The organism is Pararhizobium antarcticum (genome assembly GCF_001885585.1).
Taxonomy (GTDB): Bacteria; Pseudomonadota; Alphaproteobacteria; order Rhizobiales; family Rhizobiaceae; genus Pararhizobium; species Pararhizobium antarcticum.
The window spans coordinates 174008-197401 of record NZ_LSRP01000129.1; the positions used below are offsets into that span (position 1 = coordinate 174008).

Genomic DNA, 23394 nt, shown 5'->3' on the forward strand with positions numbered 1-23394 from the left:
CTGTCGATTATTCGATGTCGAAAGAGACGCCCTGTGCCAGCGGCAGCGCCTTCGAATAGTTGATCGTGTTGGTGGCGCGGCGCATATAGCCTTTCCAGGCATCCGAGCCGGATTCGCGGCCGCCACCGGTTTCTTTTTCGCCGCCGAACGCGCCGCCGATTTCAGCGCCGGACGTGCCGATGTTGACATTGGCGATGCCGCAATCGGAGCCATCCGGCGACAGGAAGCGCTCGGCTTCCTGCAGATCGAGCGTGAAGATGGACGAGGACAGACCGGCACCAACGGCGTTGTGATCGGCAACAGCGGCGTCGAAATCGCTGTATTTCATGACGTAGAGGATCGGCGCGAAGGTTTCTTCGGTCACAGGACCGTCCTGCTTCGGCATTTCAACGAGCGCCGGCTTGACGTAATAGCTGCTGGCGTGGCCGAGATCGACGCGTTCGCCGCCGGTAATCGTGCCGCCATGGGCTTTGGCTTCTGCCAGCGCCTTCTGCATGGCGTCGAACGCCAACTTGTCGACCAGCGGGCCGACCAGTGCCGCCGATTCCAGCGGATTGCCGACGGAGACGCTCTGATAGGCTTTCTTCAGGCGCGGAACGAGCTGATCATAGACGCTCTCATGCACGAAAAGGCGGCGTAGCGTCGTGCAGCGCTGGCCGGCGGTGCCCATGGCGCCAAAGGCGATGGCGCGCAGGGCCATGTCGAGATCGGCCGACGGGCAGACGATGCCGCCATTGTTGCCGCCGAGTTCGAGGATGGCGCGGGCAAAACGCTTGGCCAGGCGCGGGCCGACATCGCGGCCCATGCGGGTGGAGCCCGTTGCCGAAACCAGAGCCACCTTCGGATGATCGACAAGAACCTCACCGGTCGTTCGATCGCCGATCAGCACCTGGCTCAATCCCTCCGGCGCGTCACCGAAACGGGCAATCGCCTTGTCGAGGATAGCCTGCGATGCAAGCGCGGTCAGCGGTGTTTTTTCCGATGGCTTCCAGACGACGGCATTGCCGCAGACGAGTGCCAGGGCCGTGTTCCAGGCCCAGACGGCGACCGGAAAGTTGAAGGCGGAGATGACGCCGATGACGCCGAGCGGATGCCAGGTTTCCATCATCCGGTGGCCCGGGCGTTCGGTTGCGATCGTCAGGCCGTAGAGTTGGCGGGAAAGACCGACGGCGAAATCGCAGATGTCGATCATTTCCTGGACTTCGCCGAGCCCCTCCGACTGGATCTTGCCGGCTTCGATTGAAACCAGACGGCCGAGATCGGCCTTGTGGGTACGCAGTTCCTCGCCGAGCAGGCGGATCAGTTCCCCGCGCTTGGGGGCCGGCACCAAGCGCCAGGCGCGGAAGGCCGCGTCCGCCGTGTCGATACGGGCAGCAGCGTCGGTGGCAGACACCGTCTTCAGGCTGGCGATCTGCTCGCCGGTGACCGGGGAGAAGGAGGCCATCTCGCCGCCGGTATAGAGGGCGCTGGAGACGCCGAGCTTTTCGAGAAGGCTGGCGGTTTCCTGTGCGACATCGATGGATTTCGTGGCGATGTTCATCTGTTCAAACTCCGGTTTTGTGGAGGACGTTCAATAACGCACCGTGCCGAGCTTGCCCGGCGAGGTGATGGTCTTGAGGCCTGCGGCCATGTCCCTGATTTTTGCTGGTGTATAAAGATCGTAATAGGCCTGGTTCTTGCGACCGATGGCATGTTCGGCGCTGAAACTGCCCTGGAAGTCATCGACGGCAACCGAAATGACCCGGTCGCGCAGTCGTCGTTCAAAGGACGGATCATCCCATAGCCGGCTGTCTTTCGGCACGGCCAGATTGAAGTGCACGCCGCCATCGCCGATATGGCCGAAATCGCAGACGAGGATGTCTGGAAAGGCGTGCGGAAGCTCTGCCTTCATGCGGTCGCAGAAGGCCATGATATGCCCGCGGCGGAAGGAGAGATCAAAGGCAATCAGCCGGCCGGCATGTTTGACACCGTCCGAAAGCGCATGGCGCAAGGCCCACATCTCCGACGGTGGCCCGACAAAGGCGTCGGCGAGCGGCGCTTCCTCGGTCTCCCAGATTTCCGCCAGTACCTCTTCCAGCACTGCATCGAGCGACTGTTCGCCATCGCGCGGCGCCCACGTCCGGGAAATTTCGACCAGGATCATATAGTCCGGTATGATTCCGCCCTGGAACGGATTTTTCAGCGACGGAACATGGGCAAGGGCTGCGCCGGCGGCGTTTTGCGAGATGCCCTCGAACGCGGAAAGATAGGCACCGAGGCGTTCCTCCATAGCGCGCAGCAGCGGCATGACATGGGCGCTGCTGGTCGGAACCAGGAAGGCGGTTGCCGTCTGTCGCGGCAGGCGCTCCAGGTTCAAGACACAGTCCGTAATGATGCCGCAGGCGCCGGCCGTGCCGATGAACATCTGTTTCCAGTCGATGCCGGTGTTGTTCTTGCGCAGGTCGCAATTCAGGTCGAGGACAGTGCCGGCGGCATCGGCCAGAACCACGGTGATGCCCAGCGTGTTGCGGCGCACGTCGCCATATTTCAGGAAGCGCGAGCCGCCGGTGTTGGTCGACAGCATGCCGCCGATGCGCGGGTCGGCCCCGAGGTCGATGGGGAAGAAGAGGCCATGCTCTTCCAGCCGCCGATTGACGTCCGAAAGCCTGAAGCCCGCATCGAGGTGAAGCGAGCGGTTGTCGAGATCGAGGTCGAACCGATCCGTCATTCGGTCGAGGCTGAGGACGACCTGTGCGCCGGACATGTCCGGGGTGGAGCCCGAAACAAGGCCGGTATTTCCGGATTGCGGTACGATAGCCAGATCGTTGCCGACGCAATAGGCAACGGCCTTCGAGACTTCCGCCGTGGTGCGGGGCCGAAGCACAAGGGCGGCGATCCCGGCATCGTAGCGGGCGCCGGTCTGGTAGCCGGCCCTATCGCCGTCATCCGTCACGACACCCTTGTCGCCGAGCAGGTCGAGCAGCGCTGTCCTGTGCCGATCGTCGATCATATCCGTCCGTTACTCCGCCGCTTCGGCATGTGCGAGTGCCGTCAGGCACTCTGCGATCGAGGCTTCTTCGATGCCTTGATAATGATCGAATTCATTGAGGACGGTGGTCCCGAGGTCCTGCTCGAAACGCTGCTGGTTCGGGCTGGCGGTGAACTCCTGTGCGGCATCGTCGCCCAGATTCGACTGGAAGATGCCTGCCGCGCTGACGGGCAGGAAATCCTCATAGACGATCGGGTCGAACTGCACCAATCCCTCTGCGATCAGGTCATCGAGGTGTTCCGAAGAACCGGCCTTCGCCGTTTTGCCCTTCGCCGTCAGCGAATAGGCGAAATAGCCGAGATCTTCGGCACGGATGCCGGCCCATGAATCGGGGAAGGGCCGAAAGGCTTCGGAAAGGGCTTTATCATAGTCCACCGCGTTCGAGCCATCAGCCGCGGGCCGTATGATCTTGCGCGAGGCATTCAAAAGGTCGTCGTAGAGCGCGCGACCCTTCGGCGTGAGGGCGATGCCGCGCTGTTCGATCTCGCCGAAACGGGCGGTATGCGAGCCTTCCTGCCAGCTGCCGTCTTCCGCTTCGAAGGACACGGGCTCTTCCAGCGCCTTGAAAGAGGTCTGGCGCAACAGGATCGGGCAATCACGCGTGGGCGGGCCTTCGACGATCGCCTTCGGGGCAATGCCGTAGTCCGGCATCTGCGCCTGGACGGCATCGATATCGAGCGTGCGCGGGGTCAGGTGATTGATATGCGGTCCCTTGAAGGAAACGACATCGGCAATCAGGCGGTGCGCATCGTGCAGACGGTGATACATGGCCGGGCTGACATTGGCGCGGTCGTGCCAGCGAAAGGTTTCGAGCGCCTCGCTGACGAAGCGTTCCGCATCGGCCTCGTCGAGGCCACCCTGCTTCTCGGCTTTTTCGGTGAGTTCGACAGCGACGGCCGTGAAGATCCGGCGCTTGTCAAGAATGGCCCCGGCATCGGCGCGCAGGGCTTCGTCGGCAATCAGGTCGAGGCGCAAAAGGGAAGTGAAAACCCGGAAAGGATTGCGCTTCAAAGCCGCATCGCCGACCGGGCGAAAGGCTGTCGAATGCACGGGGACGCCGGCCGTCGACAGGTCGTAATAGCCGACCGGAAACATGCCCATGACGGCGAAGACGCGGCGCATCATAGACAGTTCCTGTGGCGTGCCGAGACGGATGGCGCCGTGGCGTTCCTGCGAAATGCGCTCGAGCTGGTCCGTTTCTTCCAGGCGTTTGCGCTGCGTCGGATCGGCGGCAAGCGTTCCGGCATTGACCTTCGTCACAAGCGCCATCAGCGTGCCGTAGGCAGGGACCTCGTTGCGGTACATGGCCGACATCGCGGCGGAAAAGGCCGAGCGGATATCATCGGCGGATACGAAACGATTGTCTTTCACGGCGCGGGCCTTTCAAGGCGAAGGGATTAGGCTTGGTCATTCTCAATACGTATCATATATAGGCCATATACGCATTGATTGCGACAATTTTGACTATGGTCATGCGAGGCGCGAATGAAGTTGAGCAGAAGGCTGGTTCCGGACGTGACGACGCTGCAGGCGTTCGAATGCGCCGCGCGCCATGGAAGTTTCACGCAGGCCGCAACCGAGCTGAACCTGACGCAAAGCGCCGTCAGCCGCCAGATCAAGGATCTCGAAAGCCAGCTTGGCGTGCTTCTGTTCGAGCGCGTCCGCCAGAGGGTGATCCTGTCCGATGCCGGCCAGAAATTTCTGCCCGAGGTGCGCCGTCTGCTCAACCAGTCGGAGGAGCTGATGGTGCGGGCCATGGCTTCGGCGCGTTCGGAATCGACGCTGTCGATTGCGTCGCTGCCCACCTTCGGCAGTCGCTGGCTGATGCCGCGCCTGCCGGATTTCCTGAAGCAGCATCCGGGAACCGTCGTCAACATCGCCTCGCGGTCGCAGCCCTTTGATTTCGAGGAGCAGAATTTCGATCTTGCCATCCATTATGGTCAGCCGGTCTGGGCGCATGCGACCTGCAGCTATCTTTGCAGCGAGGTCATCATTCCCGTGGCAAGCCCTGCGCTGATGGCGGCGTGCGCGATGTCCGATCCGCAGGAACTGGAAGACAAGCCGCTCCTGCATCTGGCGACCCGTCCGAAAATGTGGGCGCAGTGGTGCGAGGCCAACGGGCTCGATATCAAATCGGCCTATCGTGGCAACCGGTTCGACCAGTTTTCCATGGTGATCGAGGCTGCCGCCGCCGGTCTCGGCATCGCGCTCCTTCCCCGCTACCTCATCGAGCAGGAACTGGCGCAGGGCCGGCTCTGCATCCTGTTCGACCGCCCGATGCAGACGGAAAACAATTATTATCTGGTCGTACCGGAAGGAAAGCTGGAAAACCCCGTCAGCCTGGCCTTTCGCGCCTGGATCACCAACCAGGTTTAGAGGAGAGAACAGGCGGGGGAATTTACCCGGGAACATTTCGCCCTCCGAGACGTTACAAAGCCAGGCAAGAGCAGCTCGGACCCGTTTTGAACAAAATACTTCCCTATGCTCGACTGGAACTTTTCCATGGCCGGGTATCTTTGCCCGAGCGCCCGTCAATTCGTCTGCGCGCTGCTTCGGTCTTCTTGCAAGCTGTCGGCACTACGGCTAGAAAATGCCACGTTCATTCATCAGATCAGCCTGAAATCAAACCAGACGGCCGCTTTTTACGATCACCGTCTACCGCTCTGGTGCCACGCCGCCGCTCTGTCGGCGCCAGCATGAAGGGCGGTCAGAATCATGGCTGAGAAAAGTCTATGTCACGGGCCCAAGCCCATCCGGCAAGCCGATACGAGCCGGACAACACAACACCCGTTGGATCCAGAACACGCACCCATGCCCCTTCACAACAAGCCGTCCACCTCCCCGCGCGAGCCAGATTCGAAACAGATCGACTATAACGACTCGATCCGCTCGACCTATTTCACCATCGACGAACTGCGTGAGAGCGGTGCAAAGCTTGCGCGGGAAGGGGTGTCTGCCCTTCCGGGCTTCTTCCCCTTCGAATTCCGTGCACGCCATGGCGAAAACGAGACCGAGATCTTTCGCGTCTACAAGGTCACGGCAGCAGATGTCGAAGCGGGTGCGTCGATCACGCCGGCTGCGGAATGGCTGCTCGACAATCACTACCTAGTCGAGGAATCGATCCAGGAAGTGCGGCGCGATTTTCCGCGCAAATTCTACCGGCAATTGCCGACGATGGATGTTAGCGGCACGACGATCCCGCGGTCGATGGCGCTTGCCTGGCTTTATATTGCGCATACCCATTCGACCGTTTCGCGCGAAAGCCTGACGGCGATGGTTGCCGGTTTCCAGGAGCACGAGACACTGAAGATCGGCGAGCTTTGGGCCCTGCCGTCGATCGTGCGCTTCGTCCTGATCGAGAACCTGCGCCGGATCGCCATCCGGGTCGACCGGTCGCGCAGCATGCGCCAGAAGGCCAACGAGGTCGCCGACCAGATCATTCGGCTAAGCGAGGCCGACAAGGTGCAGGCCCTGCTTGCCGAGGTCGAGCCGTTATGCTCCGACAATACGTTCGTGGCGCAGCTTCTCTACCGTCTGCGGGACGGTTCGCAGACCTCTGGCGTGGTTATCACCTGGCTTGAGGCACAATTGGAGAAGCGCGGCAGCGATGTCGAGGACGCGCTCGTTGCCGAGCAGAACCGGCTGTCTTCCGGCAATGCGACGATGAGCAACATCATTCGCAGCCTGCGCGAAATCGACGACAATGACTGGTCCGTCTGGTTCGAGAGCGTCAGCAAGGTCGATGCGGCGCTGCGCGACGGATCCGATTATGCCGCGCTGGATTTCGGTTCGCGAAACAAATACCGCAACACAATCGAAAAGCTGGCGCGACGGTCCGGAAACTCGGAGCTCGAGGTGACGCAGATCGCCCTTGCCATGGTCAGGGAGCCGCCGGAAACCAGCGCAGGCAACATTGCCACGCACGAATCGAATGTCGGCGGTTTCCTTGTCGGAAAGCAGCGCCGCCTGCTCGAAGAAAAGATCGGTTACCGCCCGCCTGTCCTGCAGACCATCATTCGCTTCAGCCGCAAACTCGACTGGCTGGCGGTTGCCGGCCCGAACATTGTCCTGACGATCCTCGCAATGATCGTCGTCTACATGTTCGTCAGCCCGATGGACATCCCGAGCGGCGCCAAGCTGATCATGCTGCTCCTGTTCGCCCTGCCCGCTTCGGAAGGGGCGGCCGGGCTGTTCAATACGCTGGTCACGCTCTTCGTGACGCCCTCACGTCTCGTCGGCTACGAGTTTCTCGAGGGCATCCCGCAGGATGCCCGCACGCTCGTTGTCGTGCCCTGCCTCATTTCCAAGCGCGACCATGTCGACGAACTCGTCCGCAATCTGGAAGTCCACTATCTCGCCAATCCGCGCGGCGAGGTCTATTTCGCGCTTCTCAGCGACTGGGCCGACAGCAAGTTCGAGGAAACGGCAACTGATCTTGATGTTCTCGACTATGCCAAGCTCGAGATCGAGACGCTCTGCGCCCGCTATGCCCATGATGGCAGGACGCGCTTTTATCTCCTGCACCGCCGTCGTCTCTACAACGAGGCCGAAGGGGCGTGGATGGGCTGGGAACGCAAGCGCGGCAAGCTGCACGAACTCAATCTTCTGCTGCGCGGCGACCGCGACACCAGCTATCTTCCGGGCGCCGACATGGTTCCGGAAAACGTGCAGTATGTGATGACGCTCGATGCCGACACGCGTCTGATGCGCGATGCCGTGACCAAGCTCGTCGGCAAGCTCTATCATCCGATCAATCGCCCGGTAGTCGATCCGGAAACACAGACGGTGACCGCCGGCTACGGCATTCTGCAGCCCCGCGTCACCCCGTCGCTGACCACGGGCAGCAATGCGTCTGCCTTCCAGCGCATTTTCTCCATCAATCGCGGGATCGACCCGTATGTTTTCACCGTCTCTGATGTCTATCAGGACATTGCCGGCGAAGGCACGTTTACCGGCAAGGGCCTCTATCATGTCGACGCCTTCGAGGCTGCGCTGAAGGGCAAGATCGAGGAAAATGCGGTTCTGAGCCATGACCTGCTCGAGGGCTCGATGGCGCGCTGCGCGCTGGTCAGCGATGTCGAACTCGTCGAGGATTTCCCCACCCGCTACGAGGTGGAAATGTCGCGCCAGCATCGCTGGGCGCGCGGCGACTGGCAGCTTTTGCCTTACATGTTCAATCTCGCCAACGGCGTATCGATGCTCGGCCGTTGGAAGATGTACGATAATCTTCGCCGCTCGCTGATCCCGGCCGCCTGGCTGATCGCCTCGGTGATGGGCTGGTACTACATGGAGCCGACCCAGGCACTGATCTGGCAGGCCGTGCTGATCTTCAGCCTGTTTGTCGCGCCGACCCTGTCGCTGATCTCCGGCCTGATGCCGCGGCGCAACGACATCGTGGCGCGGGCCCATCTGCACGCCGTTTTGTCGGAAATCCAGGCATCAAACGCGCAGGTCGCGCTTCGCATCGTCTTCATCGCCCATTCCGCAGCCATGATGCTGGATGCGATTGTGCGCTCCGTCTATCGCACCTTCGTCAGCGGCCAGCTGATGCTGGAATGGCGCACGGCAGCCCAGGCCCAGAGCTCGGCCGGCGGCAGCATCCTCGACTATTACCGGTCCATGTGGATCGCGCCGGTTCTGGCTGTGATTTCACTGGCGCTGGCTGCGATTTCCGAAACCGGCCTGCCCTTTATCGGCGTGCCGTTCGCGCTGCTCTGGATGCTGTCGCCGGCGATTGCCTGGTTTGTCAGCCAGTCGGCCGAGACCGAAGACCAGCTGGTCGTGTCGGAGGCTGTTGTCGATGAATTCCGGAAGATCGCGCGCCGGACGTGGCGTTATTTCGAGCAGTTCGTCGACCGGAGCCAGAATTTCCTGCCGCCGGACAATTTCCAGGAAATTCCGCATCCGATCCTCGCTGAGCGGACGTCGCCGACCAATATCGGCGTCTACCTGCTGTCCGTCATGTCGGCCCGCGATTTCGGTTGGATCGGTTTTGAGGAAACGATCAACCGTCTCGAGCAGACGGTTGCAACCATCGACCGCATGCCGAAATTCCGTGGCCATCTCTACAACTGGTACAAGACCGATACGCTGGAGCTGATGGAGCCACGGTATGTCTCCGCCGTCGACAGCGGCAATCTTGCCGGTCACCTGATCGCCGTCTCCTCCATGTGCCGCGAATGGGCGGAAGCGCCTTCGGCCCATGTCCAGGGCAGTCTCGACGGGATCGGCGACGTTGCAGCCATCCTGTCCGAAGTGCTGGCCGACCTGCCGGATGACCGCAAGACGGTTCGGCCTCTGCGCCGCCTCATGGAAGAGCGGATCATCGGCTTCCAGAACGCCTTGTCGGCTGTCCAGCGCGAGCGTGAATTCGCCTCGATCCGCGTCATCAATCTCGCCGTGCTGGCCCGCGATATCCACAAGCTGACAGTCAATCTCGACCACGAGGTCAAGAACGCCCAGAGCCGCGAAGTCACGCAATGGGCGGCCGCTTTGGTCAACACCTGCGAGGCGCATATTTCCGACAGCGTCTTTGATCTCGGCGCCATCGAGACCTTGCGCGAACGGCTTGTCGTCATTCGCGACCGGGCACGCGACCTCGCCTTCTCGATGGATTTCAGCTTCCTGTTCCGCTCGGAACGGCGGTTGCTGTCGATCGGCTACCGTGTCAACAGCAACGAGCTCGACGAGGCATGCTACGATCTTCTGGCATCGGAAGCGCGGCTGACCAGCCTGTTTGCGATCGCCAAGGGCGATCTGCCGACGGAGCACTGGTACAAGCTCGGTCGTCCGATCGTGCCGATCGGTGCACGTGGTGCTTTGGTGTCCTGGTCAGGCTCGATGTTCGAATATCTGATGCCGCCGCTGGTCATGCAGGAACGGCAGGGCGGCATCCTCAACCAGACCAACAATCTGATCGTCAAGGAACAGATCAATCATGGCCGTCGTCTGGGTACGCCATGGGGGATCTCGGAAGCGGCGTTCAACGCTCGCGACCATGAGTTGACCTATCAGTATACCAATTTCGGCGTGCCGACGCTTGGCCTCAAGCGGGGGTTGGGGCAGAACGCCGTCATCGCGCCCTACGCATCGATCCTTGCCAGCATGTACGACCCCAAGGCAGCGCTTTCCAACCTCGAACGCCTGCGGGATCTCGGGGCCCTCGGGGTCTATGGTTATCACGATGCGGTCGACTTCACGCCGACCCGCGTGCCGGAAGGCAAGACCTGCGCCGTTGTGCGCAACTATTATGCCCACCATCATGGCATGTCGATCGCAGCGGTTGCCAACGTCGTTTTCAATGGCCGCCTGCGCGCCTTGTTCCATGCCGACCCGGTGATCGAGGCGGCAGAACTGCTGCTGCAGGAAAAAGCCCCGCGCGACATTCCGATCATCAATGCCAAGCGCGAGCCCGAATCGCTCGGCAAGGGCCAAGCCGATCTGCTGCGTCCAGAAGTCCGCACCGTGGTCAATCCGCTGGTGAAGGACCGCGAGACGGTGTTCCTGTCGAACGGCCATTATTCGGTGATGCTGACGGCAACCGGCTCCGGTTATGCCCGCTGGAACGGCCAGACCGTGACACGCTGGAAGGCGGACCCAACCGAGGATCGGACCGGCACGTTCATTTTCCTGCGCGATACCGCGACGGGTGTCTGGTGGTCTGCGACGGCAGAACCGCGGCGCGCCGAAGGTGAAACGTCAACCGCGCGCTTCGGCGACGACAAGGCTGAGTTCATCAAGACGGTTGGCGATCTGACCAGCGAGGTCGAGTGCATCGTTGCCACCGAGCATGATGCGGAAGGACGCCGCGTCATCCTGCTCAATACCGGCACGGAGGATCGTTTCATCGAAGTGACATCCTATGCCGAACCGGTACTGACGACCGACGACACGGACAGCGCCCACCCGCTGTTTTCGAAGATGTTCCTCCGCACCGAGATCGATCCGAAGGGTGACGTGATCCGGGTCACGCGCAACAAACGCAGCCCCGGCGAGCCGGACATGCAGGTCGCACACCTGATTGCCGACAATGCCGGCAGCACGCGTCACACCGAGGCAGAAACGGACCGCCGCCGGTTCATCGGCAATGGCCGCACGCTGGCGGAAGCGCAGGCTTTCGATGCCGAGGCCAAGCTCTCCGGCACCGACGGCTATACGCTCGATCCCATCGTCTCCTTGCGGCGTGTCGTGCGTGTTCCGGCCGGCAAGAAGGTCAGTGTGATCTTCTGGACGATCGCTGCGCCCGGCCGCGAGGACATCGACCGGGCGGTCGATCGCTACCGGCATCCGGACAGCTTCAATCACGAGCTGATCCATGCCTGGACCCGCAGCCAGGTGCAGATGCGCCATGTCGGCGTGACATCGCAGGAAGCCGCAAGCTTCCAGATGCTCGGTCGTTATCTCGTCTACCCCGACATGCAGCTGCGCGCCGACATGGCAACGGTCCAGGCCGGTCTTGCTCCGCAGTCGGCGCTCTGGCCATTGTCGATCTCCGGCGACTTTCCGATCTTTGCCATCCGCATCAATGACGATGTGGACCTGGGCATTGCCCGTGAAGCTTTGCGAGCGCAGGAATATCTGAGGGCTCGCGGCGTCACCGCCGATCTTGTCATCATCAACGAACGCGCCTCCTCCTACGCCCAGGACATGCAGCACACGCTGGATTCGATGTGCGAGAACCTGCGCCTTCGTGGTCTTTCCGATGGGCCGCGCCAGCATATCTTCGCGGTTCGCCGCGATCTGATGGAGCCGCAGACCTGGTCGGCACTGCTGGCGGCGTCGCGCGCCGTCTTCCATGCCCGCAACGGCAAGATCTCCGATCAGCTGAGCCGTGCCGAAGCGCTGTTTTCGACACCGGTCGTCGAAAATCCGGATGCCATCCAGCCGCTCTTGCCGGTCATGCCCGCAGGCGATGAGGGGGCGCCGGTCGAGATTTCCGGCGACGGCCTTGATTTCTGGAACGGCTTTGGCGGGTTCTCGGCCGATGGATGCGAATATGTCAGCCGCCTGCGGGGCGGCGAGGCGACGCCCCAACCCTGGATCAATGTGATCTCCAACGAGGCTTTCGGCTTTCACGTCGCGTCAGAAGGGGCGGGGTTTATCTGGAGCCGCAATTCGCGCGACTACCAGCTGACGTCGTGGAGCAATGATCCGGTCATCAACCGGCCCGGCGAGGCCGTCTTCATCCGCGACATGGATAGCGGCGCCGTCCTCACTCCGTATGGCGGTCTCTCGCGTCGCAAGTCCGTCCTGTTCGAGACCCGTCACGGTCTCGGATATTCGACCTTTGCCAGCACGCAGGATGGCATTGCCATCGATGCGACGCAGACCGTCGATCGAGAAGCGCCGGTCAAGCATATCCGGCTCGGTCTGACGAATACCGGGTCGGACGTGCGTAGACTGAAGCTCTATGGTTACGTCGAGTGGGTGCTGGGCAACAATCGCGCAAAGACCGCGCCTTTCGTCCTGCCGCAGCGGGACGAGGAAACGACGGCGCTGCTTGCCACCAATCCCTACAGCATCGACTATTCCGGTCGCACGGCGTTTCTCGCCGCCAGCACCGGAACATCCGATTTCACGACGAGCCGGCGTGAGTTCCTCGGTCGGGGGGGCAGCGTCTATGCCCCGCAGGCGGTTATTGACGGGACAGCGCTTTCCGGCGCAATAGATGCCGATGGTGATCCCTGCGCCGCGCTGTCTTTCGATGTCACGCTGAAACCCGGCGAGACCCGGGAGGTCCGGTTCTTCATCGGCGACGCGGACACGGTGGAACAGGCCGTCGGCTACGTGAAATCGGCCCGCGCGACGGAGTTTGTCGATGTGGTGAAAGCCTCGACGGACTTCTGGAGTGATTTTACCGGCGTGCTGCAGGTCGATACGCCTGACAAGGCGTTCAACACCATGGTCAATGCCTGGCTTCCCTATCAGAGCCTCGGCTGCCGCATTCTGGCCCGTTCGGCTTTCTACCAGGCAAGCGGCGCCTATGGCTTCCGCGACCAGCTGCAGGACACGCTGGCCTTCATCGTGCACCGGCCGGATCTTGCACGCGCGCAGATATTGAATGCGGCCGCGCGGCAGTTTGCCGAGGGCGATGTGCTGCATTGGTGGCTGCCGGGCAACGGGTCCGGCGTGCGGACGCTGATCTCCGATGACGTCGTCTGGCTTGCGCATGCGGTCGAGCATTATTGCTCGGTCACCGGCAAGACCGACATCCTCAAGGAGCAGATCGCCTTCATCGAAGGCCCTGCTCTGGAGGAAGGTCAGCATGACAGCTTCTTCCAGCCGAAGGTTTCGGAGACGACGGCTGATCTTTACGAACATTGTGCGCGCGCGCTTGATCTCGCCATCATCCGGACAGGAGAAAACGGCCTGCCACTGATGCTTGGCGGTGACTGGAACGACGGCATGAACCGCGTCGGTATCGACGGTCGCGGCACCAGCGTCTGGCTCGGCTGGTTCCTGGCATCGGCGCTGCGCAGTTTCCTGCCATATGTGCGCGAACGGGGAGACGCGGCGCGGGTGAAGGCCTGGGAGGCCCACCTCGAAAGCCTCAACACGGCGCTGGAGACGGCCGGCTGGGACGGCGATTACTACCGTCGCGGCTATTATGACAACGGCACTGCGCTTGGCTCTGCGCAGAACGATGTCTGCCAGATCGATTCGATCGCCCAGTCCTGGAGCGTCTTGTCCGGCGAAGGCCAGCCTGAGCGCTCGGGTCAGGCGATGGATGCGGTGATGGCGCAGCTTGCCGATCCGGATCACCAGATCGTCCGCCTTTTCACGCCGCCTCTGTCAGATACCGAACAGGATCCGGGATATATCAAGGGCTATCCGCCCGGCGTCCGGGAGAATGGCGGGCAATATACCCATGCCGCGACCTGGGTTGTATTGGCGCTGGCGAAGCTTGGACGTGGTGACGATGCCTGGAAGGCCTTCCAGATGCTCAACCCCGTCAATCATGCCCTCGACCGGGCCGCATCCGAGCATTACCGGGTTGAGCCCTATGTCGTGGCCGCGGATATCTACGGCGAGGGCGATCTTGCTGGACGTGGCGGCTGGACCTGGTATACGGGCTCGGCAGCCTGGCTTTACCGCGCTGGGGTCGAAGGCATTCTCGGCATCACCCGAAAGGGCGACCGCCTGTTTGTCCAACCGGCCTTGCCGCAGGGCTGGAGCGGGTTTGCCGCAGAGATGAAGATCGACGGTCGTATGCACGCGATCTCCGTCACCCGAGATGCGAAAACCGGCGATCCGATCGTGAGCATCAATAATACTGTCATAAAAAACGCGCATGAAGGGCTTTTGCTGCGCTAGCCGCGATGGTTTGAAAATCGGAACCGGCTTTGTACCGAAAGGGCGGAGCCGGTTTTTCATTATCTGGGGCCACGATACGGCGCAGGATGGTTGCTTTTCGCATTGCCTGGCGCAGGCAGGAAAATCAGGTCACGACATCAGGTCATGGGGCGGGGGCGCTGAACCATGAGACGAGAGACCCTAAACCCGAATGCTCCAGATCCCGACTTTGGCGACAGCTACCGATCCGGGGGCCGCGAATGCGTTTTCGACGGTGCCTGCCCCGCGCGATACACGTCTTGATGTTTACCGTGCCCTCTGCCTGCTGACGATTTTCGTCAATCACGTGCCGGGGCAGTATCTCGAATTTCTGACGTCGAAGAACTTCGGTTTCTCCGATTCCGCGGAGGCCTTCGTGCTGCTGTCCGGTCTTTCGGCTGGTCTTGCCTATGGCGGGAAGTTCGTGGCGGGACGGCGCCTGGCGATGTCGCTGAAGATCTGGCGGCGTGCCTTGACGCTCTATGTCGCGCATATCATGACGAGCATCCTGACGCTGGCGATCTTTGCCGGCGGCGCACTCTATTTCGGACGGCAGGATCTTATCGGGGAAATCAACATCCGGCCGCTGGTCGACCATACGGAACAGGGCTTTGTCGCCATGGTTCTGCTTGGCCACCAGCTCGGCTACAACAATATCCTGTCCATGTATGCCGTCGTGTTTCTGTTGCTGCCCGGCATGCTTCTTGTCCTGCGTCTGGGCAAGGGGCTTCTGCTGGCCCTCTCGGCGATGCTCTGGCTTACCGCCGGCATCTTCACCATCGTGCCCTCCAATTTTCTTGATGAAGGCTACTGGTTCCTCAATCCCTGGTCCTGGCAATTCCTGTTCGCCATCGGTCTCGTATCAATGGTGCATGCGCGCGGCGGCGGGTGTATCCCGCGGCATCCCGTTCTGATCGCGCTGTCCTCATCCTATGTCGGACTGTCGTTTTTCTGGGTGACGCTGTCCTGGTGGAGCATCGACCTGTCCTATGGCCTGCCGGCCGTGCTGACCGGTTTCGACAAGACGTTCCTGTCGCTGACGCGGCTGCTGCATGTGCTGTCGCTGGCCTATCTGCTGGCTGTCATTCCGGTGTTCAGCCGGTGGACGCGACTGCGGCTTGATCATCCACTCGTCATTGTCGGGCGGCATTCCCTGGCCGTGTTCATCTTCGGGACAATTCTTGCCATGGGCTGCCAGGTGTTGCTTTTCGTGACCGGCAGGAGCCCCGTCTGGGGCACGCTGCTGGTGGCTGCCGGCATAGGCCTGCATTTCGCCTATGCCTATTACCTCGACTGGCTGTCAGGTCTTTCGCGGCAGGGTGCGCGTGCTGCCTGACAATGTCCCGTAAAAAAACCGGCCCTGTGCAACAGGGCCGGTCTTGTTATCGCTGCGGAAGCGCTTGCCTTCGTATCCTTTCGGATCAGGCTGCCGCGTGGCTGCGGCGGACGTCGTCGTCCGTCAGGATGCCGCTGGCGCGCAGCAGGGCTGCAAAGCGGCCATTGCTGTGGCTGAGTTCGTTGAAACCACCCATCTCGACGATCCGGCCATGATCCATGAAGATCACCAGGTCAGCTTCCCGCACGGTCGACAGACGGTGCGCGATGATAAAGGTGGTGCGGTCCTTGCGCAGGTTGTCGATCGCCACCTTGACGCGATTTTCGGTTTCGACATCGAGCGCGCTGGTCGCTTCATCGAGCACCAGGATCGGTGCATTCTTGAGGATCGCCCGGGCAATGGCGATGCGCTGACGCTCGCCGCCGGACAGGCGGTTGCCGCGTTCACCGACCGGCGTGTCATAGCCGTTCTGGCGCGTCCCGATGAAATCGTCGGCGGCAGCGGCCTGGGCGGCTTCGACGACGTCTTCGATCGAGGCATCCTCGCGACCAAGGCGGATATTGTCGCAGATCGAACGGTTGAGCAGGCCAGCATCCTGGAAGACGGTGGCGATCGAGCGGCGCAGCGACTTGCGTGTCACCTTCGAAATATCAACGCCATCGACAAGGATCGTGCCGGACAGAGGCTCATGGACACGCTGCAGGAGGTTGACGAGTGTCGTCTTGCCGGCGCCTGTCGGGCCGACGATCGCGATCGTCTGGCCAGCCTTGGCCGTGAAGGACACGTTGCGCATGCCCGGGGCGCCATTGGCAAAATCGAACGACACGTCGCGAAACTCGACCTCGCCCGAAACATTGCCGAGATCGCCGGCATCGGCCGGTTCTTCGCGTTCGCGGACCGAATCCTCGAGAACGAAGAAGTCCTGCAGCTTGGCACGGGCTTCGAAGATCTGCTCGACGAAAGCCTTCATCTGGTCGAGGCGACCAATCAGCAGTCCGGCAAAGCCGATAAAGGCAATGACGTCGCCGATGCGCAGTTCGCCCTTCTGGACAAGGACGGTGCCGATGACAAGAATGGCCATCATGGAGATCGTCGATGCCATGCGGTTCAGCGCGCTGGCCAGTGCCCACCAGTCAAGGACCGGGAGCTGGGCCGAAATCAGCTTCTGCGTGAAATTCTTCAATTCGCGGGTTTCGGCCTCGATGCGATTGTAGCTGTGAAGGACCGAAACATTGCTGATCGAATCAGACACATGGGAAAACACCGTGTGATAGTGGCCTTCGACCGAAGCCTGGCCCTCCTTGGTGCGGGTCATCACTACTTTGCCGATGACAACGTAGAGGATGCCGAGAACCACAAGCACCAGTGACAGGCGAACGTCCATGGCGAAGGCTGTCGGGATCAGCAGGGTGAGTGCGACCGCCGTTGCCAGATGCTGGCGCATGAATTCCAGCCAGAGGCCGAACAGCGTTTCACAAGCACGCAGCAGCGTATGAAGGGCATTCGATGTGCCGCGCTGCGTATGCCATGACAGGGGCATGGAAATGATGCGACCGAAGGCTTCGGTGATCAGCGTCGATCGACGCGTATGCGCCAGACGGTCGGCTTCACGCGCGACCAGCACGAAGGCGATCGTGTTGAACACACCGAGACCGGCCCACATCAGCAGCATCGGCGTGACGGTTTCCTTTGAAGAGATGGCATCGATGATCCGTCCGAAGAGGATGGGCTCGGCGATGGTGATCACGGCCAGAACGACATTTGCCATGACAATCGCCGAAACACGGAGCTTGTGGATGGCAAGATACTGAAGCGCTCTTGTATAGACCTGGAACAATGACACTGTCTTATCCCTCTTGGGCATGTGATTAAGCGGTGCATCGTGACGCAGCGCTGGATTTTTGGGTCCGGCACAAGTATATGAGAGAAAAAAAGACGGTCCGGATCAGTCGGATTTTTTTGTTTTCTTGTCCACTGTTGCCGGATGTTTAGGCTTCACTCAAATATATTTTTGCCGTAGCCAGGTTGGCGTGAACATGGTGCAATGCACTATCGATGCGTCTAAATATGCTGGCCTCTGGAGCGTTCCGCTGAGTGACAAATCGATTGTCACGGCTTGGCGAAATTATCCATAGTCTGCTATTTTTATGCATCGCGGTTCCATTGCGATGGCCATGCTATCCTGTACTTCACCTCGGATTATCGCGGGTGCAACATGAATGGGTCCTGAATGGACTATTCATGTTGCGATGCACACGGTGACGGACGGCGTCTGAACCAAGTTGGGGAAGGGATTTCCGTGAATATTACATTGCTGGTGCAGTTCATCGCGCTGATGGACGAGATGAAGACCCGCAACGAAATTGTTGCTGAATTCGAGCGGTTGCTCAATCGCTACGGCTTCGATTTCTACGGGATTGTCCGCCAGCCAAAACCCAATGAAAATCCGCTCAGCCTGCTTTTGGCCGGGCGCTGGCCGGAAGGCTGGCCGGAGATCTATATCAGCCGGAAATACGTCATCATCGATCCAACCATCCGCTATCTCGGCCATGCACAACGCGGCTTTCGCTGGCGGGATACGCTGGTTGCCTTCCGTTCAGACCCGCATCGCAAGCGTATGGAGCGCATGATGGTCGATGCGCGGGCACACAAACTGCATGACGGCTATATTTTCCCGGTGCATGGGCGTCGCGGGCTGATGGGCAATTTGACGATGGGCGGGCGTGCCGTCGATCTCAGTTCGGTCGAGATGAGCCTCTTTGACAGCATCGCGAAGAAGATTTTCTGGAAGCTGCTCGAACTCACGGACCCGGCCATCCTGGCGGAATTGGTCTCGAGTGTGGATGTGCAGATGACCCGGCGGGAAATGGAAGCGCTCAACTATCTCGCCGACGGGATGACCTCCAACGAAATCAGCCGCATACTCGAGATCTCCAGCCACACCGTCGATTGGTACATGAACGGGATTCAGGAAAAGCTGAAGGCAAAGAACCGTCATCATGTGGTTGCGCTGGCGTTCCGGCTGGGCCTGATTTCGTGAGCCGACGAATCTTTTCGCGCAGCCCAACTCTCAAATTGAACTTCCGACAAGGAGGCGTTAATACTTTATACTGCGGTGCAACATTTACCATGTCACAAGTCTTGAGGAGTCCGACTTGCCCATCTCGAAAATCCTTGTCGCCAACCGGTCCGAAATTGCCATCCGCGTCTTTCGCGCAGCAAACGAACTGGGAATAAAAACGGTTGCGATCTGGGCTGAGGAGGACAAGCTGGCGCTCCACCGCTTCAAGGCGGACGAGAGTTATCAGGTCGGGCGTGGCCCGCATCTGGCCCGCGACCTGGGGCCGATCGAAAGCTATCTCTCCATCGATGAAGTGATCCGGGTCGCCAAGCTGTCGGGTGCCGATGCCATCCACCCGGGCTACGGTCTGCTTTCGGAAAGCCCCGAATTCGTTGATGCCTGCAAGGCAGCCGGCATTACCTTCATCGGTCCGACCGGCGACACGATGCGCCGGCTTGGCAACAAGGTCGCTGCGCGCAATCTCGCCATTGAAATCGGTGTGCCTGTCGTGCCGGCAACGGAGCCGCTGCCGGATGACATGGCCATCGTTGCAAAAATGGCGGAGGAGATCGGCTATCCGATCATGCTCAAGGCGTCCTGGGGCGGCGGCGGGCGCGGCATGCGCGCCATTCGCCATCCGAAGGACCTTTCCCGCGAGGTGACGGAAGCCAAGCGCGAGGCGATGGCCGCCTTCGGCAAGGACGAAGTCTATCTGGAAAAACTGGTCGAACGGGCCCGCCACGTCGAAAGCCAGGTTCTCGGCGACACCCATGGCAATGTCGTGCACCTGTTCGAGCGCGACTGTTCGGTTCAGCGCCGCAACCAGAAGGTCGTCGAGCGCGCGCCAGCACCCTATCTCAGTGAAGCGCAGCGGCAAGAGCTGGCGGATTATTCGACACGCATTGCCAAGGCAACGAACTACATCGGTGCCGGCACGGTCGAGTACCTGATGGATATGGACACCGGCAAGTTCTACTTCATCGAGGTCAATCCGCGCATCCAGGTCGAGCACACGGTCACGGAAGTCGTCACCGGTATCGATATCGTCAAGGCGCAGATCCATATCCTCGATGGCTTCGCTATCGGCACCCCGGAATCGGGCGTGCCGAAGCAGGAGGATATCAAGCTCAACGGCCATGCCCTGCAATGCCGCATCACCACGGAAGATCCGGAGCAGAACTTCATTCCGGACTATGGCCGCATCACCGCCTATCGCGGCGCAACCGGCTTCGGGATCCGGCTGGATGGCGGCACCGCCTATTCCGGCGCGGTCATCACCCGTTTCTACGATCCGCTCCTCGAAAAGGTGACGGCCTGGTCGCCAAGCCCGCAGGAGACCATCGCGCGCATGCACCGGGCGCTGCGTGAATTCCGTATCCGCGGCGTTGCCACCAATCTGACCTTCCTCGAGGCGATCATCACGCATGAGAAGTTCAGGGACAACACCTATACGACGCGCTTCATCGACACGACGCCGGAGCTGTTCCAGCAGGTCAAGCGCCAGGACCGTGCGACCAAGCTCCTGACCTATCTCGCCGATGTCACCGTCAATGGACACCCGGAAGCCAAGGGCCGGCCGAAGCCATCGAAGGAAATCGCCGAACCGGTCGTGCCGTTCACGCCCGGCGATATCCAGCCCGGCACCAAGCAGAAGCTCGACGAACTCGGGCCAAAAAAATTCGGAGAATGGGTGCGGGCGCAGAACCGTATTCTGGTCACCGACACGACGATGCGGGACGGCCACCAGTCGCTGCTGGCGACGCGCATGCGCACCTATGACATCGCCCGCATTGCCGGCACCTATGCGCGGGCGCTGCCGAACCTGTTTTCCCTCGAATGCTGGGGCGGCGCCACCTTCGACGTCTCAATGCGCTTTCTCACGGAAGACCCGTGGGAGCGCCTCGCCAAAATCCGCGAGGATGCGCCGAACCTTCTGCTGCAGATGCTGCTGCGCGGCGCCAACGGCGTCGGCTACAAGAACTATCCCGACAATGTCGTCAAATACTTCGTTCGCCAGGCAGCAGCCGGCGGCATCGATGTGTTCCGCGTCTTCGACTGCCTGAACTGGGTGGAAAATATGCGCGTCTCGATGGATGCGGTGGCCGAAGAGAACAAGATCTGCGAAGCCGCGATCTGCTACACGGGCGATATCCTGAATTCGGCACGGCCGAAATACGACCTGAAATACTATACGGCACTGGCGACCGAACTCGACAAGGCCGGGGCGCATATCATTGCCGTCAAGGACATGGCAGGCCTTCTGAAGCCGGCTGCTGCGCGCGTATTGTTCAAGGCGCTGCGTGAGGCAACCGACCTGCCGATCCACTTCCACACGCATGATACGTCGGGCATTGCTGCGGCAACCGTGCTGGCGGCCGTTGAGTCCGGTGCCGACGTCGTTGACGCGGCGATGGATTCGCTTTCGGGCAATACGTCCCAGCCTTGCCTCGGCTCGATCGTCGAGGCCCTGCGCGGGACGGACCGCGATCCGGATCTCGATCCGGAATGGATCCGCCGCATCTCCTTTTACTGGGAGGCGGTGCGCCACCAGTATGCCGCCTTCGAAAGCGACCTCAAGGGACCGGCATCCGAAGTCTATCTGCATGAAATGCCCGGCGGCCAGTTCACCAACCTCAAGGAGCAGGCGCGTTCGCTCGGTCTCGAAACGCGATGGCACCAGGTCGCCCAGACCTATGCCGACGCCAACCAGATGTTCGGCGATATCGTCAAGGTGACGCCGTCCTCCAAGGTTGTCGGCGACATGGCGCTGATGATGGTGTCGCAGGATCTGACCGTTGCCGACGTCGTCAATCCGGACAAGGATATTGCCTTTCCGGACTCGGTCATCTCGATGCTCAAGGGGGATCTCGGTCAGCCTCCGGGCGGGTGGCCGGAAGCTCTGCAGAAAAAGGCGCTGAAGGGCGAAAAGCCCTATACGGTCCGTCCGGGTTCGCTTTTGAAGGCAGCCGATCTCGATGCCGAGCGCAAGGATATCGAAACCAAGATCGAACGCGAGGTCAGCGACTTCGAATTCGCCTCCTACCTGATGTATCCGAAGGTCTTTACCGATTACGCGCTGGCCGCCGATACCTATGGTCCGGTGTCCGTCCTGCCGACGCCGGCCTATTTCTATGGACTCGCATCCGGCGAAGAACTGTTTGCCGATATCGAGAAGGGCAAGACGCTTGTGGTTCTCAACCAGGCACAGGCCGAGGTCGACGAAAAGGGTATGGTCAAGGTGTTCTTCGAGATCAACGGCCAGCCGCGTCCGATCAAGGTGCCCGACCGCAATCGCGGTGCATCGAGCGCTGTCCGCCGCAAGGCGGAAGCCGGCAATGCCGCCCATCTCGGCGCGCCGATGCCGGGCGTTATCTCGACGGTCGCGGTTTCGGCCGGCCAGACCGTCAAGTCCGGCGACGTGCTGTTGTCGATCGAGGCCATGAAGATGGAAACGGCGCTGCATGCCGAGAAGGACGGCACCATCGCCGAAGTCCTCGTCCGCACCGGCGACCAGATCGACGCCAAGGATCTGCTGATCGTTTACGGGGCGTAATCACGATCTGCAAAAACAAGCAGGCAGGGACATGCCCTGCCTGAGGGGTGCAGCTAAGCGATCCCGGTGTCTGAATGAAACACTTGTTGTTCGCCGACGACCATAAAGCGCCGATCTGGATCGCAGGGCTTGCGATGGCTTGCTAATTTGGCAATCGATGCCGGTTTTGAAGAAGAAATCTGAAATGCCAGTTCCCATGGAATACCGACTTGCCTCGCAGCATTTTGAAAAATTCCTGTCGGAGGTTGCTGAAGAGGCCGGGTTAGCAACCAGAAACCAGGCATATACCACCACTCAAGGCGTGCTTCTCTGTTTCAGACGGCGGCTGAAAATCCACGACGCAATCGCCTTCGCGCAGGTCTTGCCCGCAATGCTTCGGGCGTTGTTCGTCAATGATTGGGATCCGGAGGAAGCCCAGGTGGAAAGCTGGAACCGCGAGATTTTGACATCCGAAGTTCAGCAGCTTCGCCTCGATCACAATTTCTCTCCGGATACGGCGATCGAAAATGTGGCTTGCGTTGTACGCAGGCATGTCGATGCGCCGGAATTTCAACGTTGCCTCGCAAAGCTTCCCCCTCCTGCCCAGGCTTTCTGGTCATAAGCGGTGTCTTCTCAGGCATGTTTGGCACAAATCCGTGCCACCGCAGGCAAGGGCTGGCATTCAGGAGGCGGCACGATGCGCCAATTTCTCAACAACTGGCGCCTTCACGGCCAATTCCATTCAGATATCGTAGCTGTTTCCCGCACTCAACGACGATATGAATTTCTTCGTGCGCTCCCGTTCCGGCGTCTGGAAGATGGTTCTGGGTGCGCCGCTTTCGACGATCAACCCGCCGTCGAGGAAAAGCACCTGATCGGCGACTTTCGAGGCGAGACGCAGGTCGTGCGTCGCCATGATCATCGTCGTGCCTTCCCCGGCCAATCGGTTCAGCACCTCGACGACCTCCTCGGCAAGTTCCGGATCGAGCGCCGACGTCGGTTCGTCGCAGAGCAGCACGCGCGGCGAGGGGGCGAGCGCCCTCGCAATAGCCACGCGTTGCTGCTGGCCGCCGGAGAGCGTCGCTGGCCAGGCATCGGCCTTGTGC

General features: G+C 60.8%; 11 protein-coding genes. 6 read left to right on the top strand and 5 right to left on the bottom strand.

Features of this window, described 5'->3' with window-relative positions:
• Positions 1-7 precede the first annotated feature (7 nt).
• From amaB to hglS, 3 genes are read right to left on the bottom strand one after another with little or no spacing between them, the layout of a single operon-like run.
• Positions 8-1540, bottom strand: a complete 1533-nt coding sequence (gene amaB / locus AX760_RS23175) for an L-piperidine-6-carboxylate dehydrogenase (RefSeq protein ID WP_071835372.1) — start codon at positions 1538-1540, stop codon at positions 8-10.
• A gap of 30 nt (positions 1541-1570) precedes the next feature.
• Positions 1571-2989, bottom strand: a complete 1419-nt coding sequence (locus AX760_RS23180; protein WP_071835373.1) for an FAD-binding oxidoreductase — start codon at positions 2987-2989, stop codon at positions 1571-1573.
• Positions 2990-2998: 9 nt separating this feature from the next.
• On the bottom strand, positions 2999-4399 hold the full coding sequence (gene hglS, locus AX760_RS23185) for a 2-oxoadipate dioxygenase/decarboxylase HglS (protein ID WP_071835374.1): 1401 nt from the start codon (positions 4397-4399) through the stop codon (positions 2999-3001).
• A gap of 114 nt (positions 4400-4513) precedes the next feature.
• On the opposite strand from hglS, the gene AX760_RS23190 reads away from it, so the two are divergent.
• The 3 genes from AX760_RS23190 (at position 4514) to AX760_RS23200 (ending at position 15695) form a co-directional block, all read left to right on the top strand.
• Entirely contained in the window at positions 4514-5404 is an 891-nt protein-coding gene (locus AX760_RS23190; protein WP_071835375.1) for a LysR substrate-binding domain-containing protein, read from the top strand.
• Between the two features lie 435 nt (positions 5405-5839).
• Positions 5840-14341, top strand: a complete 8502-nt coding sequence (locus tag AX760_RS23195) for a glycoside hydrolase family 94 protein (RefSeq protein WP_071835376.1) — start codon at positions 5840-5842, stop codon at positions 14339-14341.
• A 190-nt stretch (positions 14342-14531) separates the two neighbouring features.
• Positions 14532-15695, top strand: a complete 1164-nt coding sequence (locus tag AX760_RS23200; protein WP_083531301.1) for an OpgC family protein — start codon at positions 14532-14534, stop codon at positions 15693-15695.
• An 85-nt stretch (positions 15696-15780) separates the two neighbouring features.
• On the opposite strand, the gene AX760_RS23205 is transcribed toward AX760_RS23200, so the two are convergent.
• Positions 15781-17538 carry a glucan ABC transporter ATP-binding protein/ permease gene (locus AX760_RS23205; protein WP_071835377.1) on the bottom strand — a complete coding sequence of 586 codons (1758 nt, stop codon included), beginning with the start codon at positions 17536-17538 and terminating at the stop codon, positions 15781-15783.
• Between the two features lie 456 nt (positions 17539-17994).
• On the opposite strand from AX760_RS23205, the gene AX760_RS23210 reads away from it, so the two are divergent.
• From AX760_RS23210 to AX760_RS23220, 3 genes are all read left to right on the top strand, one after another.
• Positions 17995-18735, top strand: a complete 741-nt coding sequence (locus tag AX760_RS23210; RefSeq protein ID WP_071835378.1) for a helix-turn-helix transcriptional regulator — start codon at positions 17995-17997, stop codon at positions 18733-18735.
• Between the two features lie 115 nt (positions 18736-18850).
• Positions 18851-22309: a pyruvate carboxylase gene (pyc, locus tag AX760_RS23215; RefSeq protein ID WP_071835379.1), complete on the top strand. Its 3459-nt coding sequence runs from the start codon at positions 18851-18853 to the stop codon at positions 22307-22309.
• Between the two features lie 184 nt (positions 22310-22493).
• Positions 22494-22910: a DUF2267 domain-containing protein gene (locus AX760_RS23220; protein ID WP_071835380.1), complete on the top strand. Its 417-nt coding sequence runs from the start codon at positions 22494-22496 to the stop codon at positions 22908-22910.
• A gap of 120 nt (positions 22911-23030) precedes the next feature.
• Here the strand turns inward: AX760_RS23220 and AX760_RS23225 are convergent.
• A partial coding sequence (locus AX760_RS23225; RefSeq protein ID WP_139276547.1) for an ATP-binding cassette domain-containing protein occupies positions 23031-23394 on the bottom strand: 364 nt, incomplete at its 5' end.

Bases quoted from the DNA above. Each gene is read 5' to 3' on its own strand.
- amaB (WP_071835372.1), bottom strand. From the start codon at position 1,540: ATGAACATCGCCACGAAATCCATCGATGTCGCACAGGAAACCGCCAGC.
- AX760_RS23180 (WP_071835373.1), bottom strand. From the start codon at position 2,989: ATGATCGACGATCGGCACAGGACAGCGCTGCTCGACCTGCTCGGCGAC.
- AX760_RS23190 (WP_071835375.1), top strand. From the start codon at position 4,514: ATGAAGTTGAGCAGAAGGCTGGTTCCGGACGTGACGACGCTGCAGGCG.
- AX760_RS23195 (WP_071835376.1), top strand. From the start codon at position 5,840: ATGCCCCTTCACAACAAGCCGTCCACCTCCCCGCGCGAGCCAGATTCG.
- AX760_RS23200 (WP_083531301.1), top strand. From the start codon at position 14,532: ATGCTCCAGATCCCGACTTTGGCGACAGCTACCGATCCGGGGGCCGCG.
- AX760_RS23220 (WP_071835380.1), top strand. From the start codon at position 22,494: ATGCCAGTTCCCATGGAATACCGACTTGCCTCGCAGCATTTTGAAAAA.